General features: G+C 59.0%; 8 protein-coding genes. 3 read left to right on the top strand and 5 right to left on the bottom strand.

The features are described from left to right. Positions 1-30: 30 nt before the first annotated feature. The 5 genes from ACFE0K_RS04970 to ACFE0K_RS04950 all read right to left on the bottom strand — a co-directional run bounded on the left by ACFE0K_RS04970 (position 31) and on the right by ACFE0K_RS04950 (position 3,871). The gene (locus ACFE0K_RS04970) at positions 31-525 is read right to left on the bottom strand and encodes a DUF4282 domain-containing protein (RefSeq protein ID WP_434535010.1); all 495 of its coding nucleotides are present in this window, start codon (positions 523-525) and stop codon (positions 31-33) included. Further along, positions 519-1,553, bottom strand: coding sequence for a DUF2804 domain-containing protein (locus tag ACFE0K_RS04965; RefSeq protein ID WP_434535009.1), 1,035 nt, complete (start codon positions 1,551-1,553; stop codon positions 519-521). Before ACFE0K_RS04965 ends, ACFE0K_RS04970 begins: the two co-directional genes overlap by 7 nt. After that, positions 1,550-2,362, bottom strand: a complete 813-nt coding sequence (locus tag ACFE0K_RS04960; protein ID WP_434535008.1) for a DUF1853 family protein — start codon at positions 2,360-2,362, stop codon at positions 1,550-1,552. Before ACFE0K_RS04960 ends, ACFE0K_RS04965 begins: the two co-directional genes overlap by 4 nt. Continuing rightward, on the bottom strand, positions 2,359-2,907 hold the full coding sequence (locus ACFE0K_RS04955) for a PadR family transcriptional regulator (RefSeq protein WP_297766304.1): 549 nt from the start codon (positions 2,905-2,907) through the stop codon (positions 2,359-2,361). Before ACFE0K_RS04955 ends, ACFE0K_RS04960 begins: the two co-directional genes overlap by 4 nt. A 277-nt stretch (positions 2,908-3,184) precedes the next feature. Further along, a complete protein-coding gene (locus ACFE0K_RS04950; RefSeq protein WP_434535007.1) occupies positions 3,185-3,871 on the bottom strand; it encodes a hypothetical protein in 687 nt (228 codons plus the stop codon). Between the two features lie 169 nt (positions 3,872-4,040). On the opposite strand from ACFE0K_RS04950, the gene ACFE0K_RS04945 reads away from it, so the two are divergent. From ACFE0K_RS04945 to ACFE0K_RS04935, 3 genes are all read left to right on the top strand, one after another. Beyond that, positions 4,041-4,508: a YbjN domain-containing protein gene (locus tag ACFE0K_RS04945; protein ID WP_434535006.1), complete on the top strand. Its 468-nt coding sequence runs from the start codon at positions 4,041-4,043 to the stop codon at positions 4,506-4,508. 26 nt (positions 4,509-4,534) lie between these two features. Continuing rightward, entirely contained in the window at positions 4,535-5,200 is a 666-nt protein-coding gene (locus tag ACFE0K_RS04940) for a 2OG-Fe(II) oxygenase (RefSeq protein ID WP_434535005.1), read from the top strand. Continuing rightward, the coding region (locus ACFE0K_RS04935; RefSeq protein WP_434535004.1) for a hypothetical protein at positions 5,149-5,727 on the top strand (579 nt) is incomplete at its 3' end. The genes ACFE0K_RS04940 and ACFE0K_RS04935, both read left to right, overlap by 52 nt.

Raw genomic sequence — 5,727 nt, 5'->3', positions numbered from 1 at the left:
GCCAGATTAGGCGCTTTTTCTTCTTTGTTCCTAATAGGCTTTCTTTGTGCGTGCATTGCCCGGGTTGCTGGACAGGGCTCGCCAGAAGGGAATCCGGCGGGTAACAGCGACCATTTCGTCGACGCTGTCACCGATGCCGGACAGGCGATCCACGGTATCTCTCAGGCCCACCAGTTCGTCTACGTGTTCGGAAATCTTGAACACCACCATGTAGAATTCCAGCAGGGCGCGCAGTACCGATGCCAGTACCAGAAACGTCAGTGGTGCGGCGAAGAAAAAGTAGAACAGCCCGCGCCAGGTTGACGCCATAAAGGCTTCCACGCAGACATAGATCAGACCACAGGCAATGGCCACCAGGGCGATACCGTATACGCCGGGCAGCACCTGAATGATCATGTATTTGTCGAACTTGAAGTTGAACAGCTCGCGCCAGTACTGCACCACCCAGAAGAGCCCGCGACGCATACGGTCACCGAATTTTTCGGGCATTTTTTCCGGCGTTTTCGGCTGATTATTCTCTACCATTTTGCGTACTGCTCCTCGACAAAACCGTATTGCCCGTCAATGGTCAGGGTGCGTCCGTCCTTGAGTCGGAGCTCGCCATCAAAGCGGCCAAACAGCTGATTGAAATTGCTGGCAAACAGGCCCAGATTCATCCGTTCGCGATGATTGCCATTGGGGATGAAGCGAAGCGATACCTGTCCGCACTGACTGCGCAGGGTCCAGGGTTGCATCAGATCATCCCGGTTGTATTCAAAGATCACGCCGCCGGTAGGGACTAGCTGGTCGTCCACCCACAGGCAGTTTTCTGAAAATGTGGTTTCGTTGACGCCGCAGGACAGATTCAATCCCACCCGTGTGCTGCCGATCAGAGCGGACAGGCACGCCCAGTTCCAGAATGTCTCGCGGCGCATATAGCCGGCGGAAAAATCGTGGTGGCCGCTGGCGCCCAGCTCGGCAAGATCCTGGTGGTTGCCGTCCTGCTGCAGGGTGCCGGTGACAGTGCGACCGGCGACTTTATTGGCGTACACCCAGCCATTGACGCCGGTGCGGGTACACAAGGACATGGGCTGATAATCCGGGCCCTCGTCCATCTGTACATTCAGCGCCAGGTCCTTCAGATCCACTCGCAGGGTTTTGCTCAGGGCGCCGTCCTGCTCCTGATAGCCCAGGCGAATATCCACACCCCGGCGCTGGAAACGGCTTTCCCCGTGCCGTGGCGACGTGGACATGTTGAGCTCCCGGCCCAACGGCGAGCGCCAAGTATATTCTCGTAAGCGCCCGGTGCGGGGTTCAAAGATGTAAAAAAACACCATGCCCAGGTAGGCGGTATGGGCGAGGGCACAGCCCGCCAGCAATTCCTGGCTGATAACGCCGAAATACTGGAACTGCTTGTAATGAAAATGCCGGGCAAAACGGGGCGCTGGCTGCCCCATGGGGGTGCGGTAATCCGCATCGCGACCATTGATGGTGGCGACTGTCTCGGGAAATATGCCAAGGGCGACCTGGCCCTGGTTGTCTACCAGTGCCGGGGGTTGAGGCTGAAAGTTCATGTGTTTGGCCAGCTGACAGGAACAATAAAACCCGGGGTATCACGGTGGCGCTGGGTCACCATGAGGGGGCGTTGACGGGTTTCAACATAGTCAATCAGGGTGGGGGTAGCAATCAAAGTGGTACTTTTGTCCGACATGAATGGACAGGGCCAGTAAGGCCGCTCAACAATTGACCACTCGCCGTCATCCAGCGCGTCGCTGGGTAGCCACCAACCCCGTTCATGGCCCGGGTGGGGTTGCCGGCCCGAGGTGGGGGTATGCTGCCGGTAGAACAGCCGTCCCCGGCTCAGCAGGGCGGTGCCATCCGGTTGCCAACCTTGCTCGGCAAGCTGGGTGCGCACTTCCGGCATGGAGGAGCGCGGGAGCTGCTGATCGAACAGGTGACGGGCTTTGCGGTCCAGGGTGTCGTGGCTGTTGGGGCCAAACCAGGCCTGCTCCGTGCCCAGATAAAATTTCAGGGCCAGCTCCCAGTGCCATAGCTTTCCGTCCAGGTGGTCGCGGACCAGCAGGTCCAGCTCCCCCAGGGTGCGGCCCTGGTGGCGGAAAGGCAGATTGCTGGCGACCCGCTCCAGATTGTTGCTGGCATCCACCAGGGCGGATACCCATTGCTCGAACATCAGCCCCAGTCGTCTCGCTGGCGTGTGTGCCTGCAGGCGCACTGAGGCCCGTTCCGGCAAATCCGGGTCGAGTTGGTATTCGCGCTTTAGCAGCTCGCCGGCATTCCGGTAGGGGGAAGGGCTGGGCAGGAGGGGTGGGGCCTCCACCAGCCAGCGCAACAGGCCAGCTGGTGTATGAGAGGCTGTGGTCATACTGAAGTGGATAGAATCTCGCGTTTGTTTAATGCCGTTTTTACCTCATCAGCCCAGTGCAGCCAGGCCTGTTGGTCGAGAATACCCCGGCGCAGGGTTAGATAGGTAAACAGATCCTTTTCACGGCCCTGTTCATCCAGTTTCTTGGCCAGGGCCTCGAAGGTATGCAGGCGTTCACGACGCAGATCCGCCTGGTCATCCAGCTCGCGCAGGATCGACGACGAATCCGACAGGGCGCCACCCGCAATTTTTACCATAAAGGCGTCGCGGATGCGCGGTGGGGCTGCGGGTTTTCGAAGCCATCGAATCAACTCGTCGCGGCCTTCTTCCGTGATCCGGTACAGTTTTTTGTCCGGTTTGCCATCCTGGGGGATATGGCGAAATTTCACCATATGCTGGTCATTGAGTTTTCCCAGCTCCAGGTAAATTTGCTGATGGGTGGCGTTCCATACCAGCCCAATGCTGTTAGCAAATTCGCGAGCGAGGTCGTAACCGCTGGCTTCCTGATCTTGAAGCAGGACAAGTATGGCATGGCGCAAAGACACGGCTCACTCCTCGTTTTATTATGTGACGTAATACTATTTTGATAGTAGAGAGCCGTGTTATTGCTGCGCAATCCGTTGAATAAGTAGTTTTGTAAAAACTTGGTGAACTTACACCACAGCCAAAGTGCAATGTAAGTAATTGTTATCAAAAGGGATGCAGTCTGTAGGCCGAGCAGGCCATAAAGGAAAAGATTGTTTCTGTCAGGCTTACAAGAGGTGGGGCACAGGGAGTAGTCGGAAATCCTGTCAGCAATGACAGGATTTCGGACTTTGCCGGTCAGGCGGAACGGGGGGTAAGCGGGATCAGCTGGCTTGCCTGAAACTCCGCGGAGGCCTTGAGCTGTTCTGCGTTCAGTTTGGGGACCAGGCTGTTGATCAGACTGCGTGATGCCTTGCGGGTGGTTTCCACACCCATACTGGCCAACTTGCGCAGTACCGGGCCGAATTGCAGCAAGGCCATGGGCCGCTCGAAATACCATTCGATGGCCTGATCAGTCAGTGCCAGCAGGTAGCGCACCAACTCTTGTCGCGCCTTTTCGGGATTCTCCTCGCACAGGCCGGGCAGGCTTTTTCCCAGGGCGGCCATTTCCTCATCTACCGGGAACGCCACGTACCAGAAATCCTCGCCGGGAGCCGGCTGACGAACCAGATCCATGTAGTCCGCGGCAGCGCGATTCTGCTGCAGATCCAGCTTTTTGGCGCTGCGGCTGACCACCAGGTGGGTGGTCTTGCTGATGGTCTGGGTGGTCATGCGGACCACTTTCATCATTCCCGGGGATAACTGGGCTGCCTCGGCGGCCCGGGTCAGAAAGGCGTTGAGGGCCTCGTCGATGAAGATGCCCATGATCGCTTCGATCTCCTTGGGTTCCGGCCGGGAGGCGTCACCCTGCATGCGACGGATAAAGCCGTCGGTTTTCTCATGCAGGGCATCGCTGGAGCGGAAGGCAACGTGAGGTATTGTCATTATTCGGGTCCTGAAGCAAGGGATAAAGGGATCATACCCAGCCTGGCCGCGGGCTCAAATGACCGAAACTGGTGCGGGCCTGACTATTCCTGATGGCACGACTCAGCTATTTCTTTTTGTGTTCCAATGGAAGATGATTCGCGCCCTGCGGGGAAGGCTAGGAGAAATCATGTTAGGCGTTGTCAATGCGGATGCGGAGCGGGTAAAACAGTGGCTCCAGCAAGCGAATATTCGGCATTACATCTGTGAGCACTGCCATGGGTTGCACCTGTCCGAGTTGCAGGAGCGCGAAGGGGTGGTGGATGCCCGTTTGTTTGTGGAAGAGGATGGCATCCTGCTGACCACCGAGCTGGAATTGCGCCCGTCGGCCCTGTTTGCCGTGCAAGCAGAGCTGACCCGGCTGAACATGGCGTATCCGTCCATCAAGCTGTTTCTGGATGTGAGCGACGATTCTCTGCCCCGGCTGGTTGCCTGCGACCTGCTGTTGGGCCGTCACGGCGTTTCCTTCGAGCAGTTCATCTACTTTGTCCAGGCCACCGTGGATGCCACGGTGCAATTGCTGGATGAAGGCCAGGAGTTTAACTGGCTGATCTGGCCGGACGAGATGGACAGTGGTGCCGGAGAGGCACTGCATTAACGATTCGGTTCGGGGGAGGCACTGCGGTGCAAGACAATGCGGATTCACTGGGCGGTGTTGGCGGCGATCGCCTGGACGGACTGATCGACGGGTTGGTCCAGCATGGCTATGCCATTTCTCCCGGTTATTTCCCCTTGTCGCTGGTGCGAGCCCTGCGCGAGGAAGCGCAACTGCGTGACCGGCAGGGTGAGTTTCAGCTGGCCGGTATTGGTCGGCGCCAGGTGCACCAGAAAGACACCCGGGTCCGCAGTGATCGGACCTGCTGGTTAAGAGCAGAAACCCTGGCCCAGTGTCAGTTGCTGGAAGGCCTGGAAAGCCTGCGGGTGGCGGTGAACCGGTCCCTGTTCATGGGGCTGTTCGAGCTGGAATCCCACTTCGCCATTTACGGGCCCGGTGATTATTACCAGCGTCACCTGGATGCCTTCAACGGTAATAACGGGCGCCTGCTGTCCGTGGTGCTGTACCTGAACGAAGGGTGGCAGAGTCAGTGGGGTGGGCGCCTGCGGCTCTGGCCTGAGCCTGATGCCCAGGGCGTGGCCAGCGAAGTGGAGCCCCGTGCCGGGACCCTGGTGGCTTTCCTCAGCGAGAAAATTCCCCACGAAGTCTTGGCAGCCACCCGGGAACGCTACAGTATTGCCGGATGGTTTCGCTGCAACAACACCACCGCCGACTGGCTCGATCCGCCACGCTGATACTTGCCCTGCTGCTGGGGCAGAGCGGCGCGTGGGCGTCGGTCTGTGCCAACCCGGGCCGAGATGGTCAGGGCGGCAGTGAGGCCGTTATCAACAGCTATTTCACCGGCCCGGATACTCAGACCCTCTCTTCAGGCACCCGCACCTTTTCCCTGACCCGCCAGCGCGGAGACGCTCCACTGCGTGCCGGCGATCTGGCCCTGCTACTGCAAGTGCAGGGCGCTTCCATGAATGCTGCCAACCGTACCGGTTATGGCCAGCTCCAGGGACATGCTCTGGTGGCCGAGTGGGCGCGGGTGGACCGGGTGGAGGGAGAACAGGTGTGGATTCAGGGCGACGGCCATGGTGGCGGGCTGCGGCATAGCTATGTGAATGCACCGGCCGGCGGCAAGCAGGGTCGTCGTCGCTGGCAACTGGTGCCAGTCCCCCAGTACGAGCACTTCTCATTGCATCAGGATAGCCGGGCGTTGCCCTGGGACGGCACCACCGCAGGGGTTCTGGCGTTGGATGTTCGACCCAAGGTCGCC

Origin of the sequence: Alcanivorax sp. (assembly GCF_051117345.1) — a bacterium.
In the GTDB taxonomy this organism is placed as follows: domain Bacteria; phylum Pseudomonadota; class Gammaproteobacteria; order Pseudomonadales; family Alcanivoracaceae; genus Alcanivorax.
This window is presented reverse-complemented; position numbering and strand designations above follow the sequence as displayed.

Bases quoted from the DNA above. Each gene is read 5' to 3' on its own strand.
- ACFE0K_RS04945 (WP_434535006.1), top strand. From the start codon at position 4,041: ATGTTAGGCGTTGTCAATGCGGATGCGGAGCGGGTAAAACAGTGGCTC.
- ACFE0K_RS04965 (WP_434535009.1), bottom strand. From the start codon at position 1,553: ATGAACTTTCAGCCTCAACCCCCGGCACTGGTAGACAACCAGGGCCAG.
- ACFE0K_RS04950 (WP_434535007.1), bottom strand. From the start codon at position 3,871: ATGACAATACCTCACGTTGCCTTCCGCTCCAGCGATGCCCTGCATGAG.
- ACFE0K_RS04970 (WP_434535010.1), bottom strand. From the start codon at position 525: ATGGTAGAGAATAATCAGCCGAAAACGCCGGAAAAAATGCCCGAAAAA.
- ACFE0K_RS04960 (WP_434535008.1), bottom strand. From the start codon at position 2,362: ATGACCACAGCCTCTCATACACCAGCTGGCCTGTTGCGCTGGCTGGTG.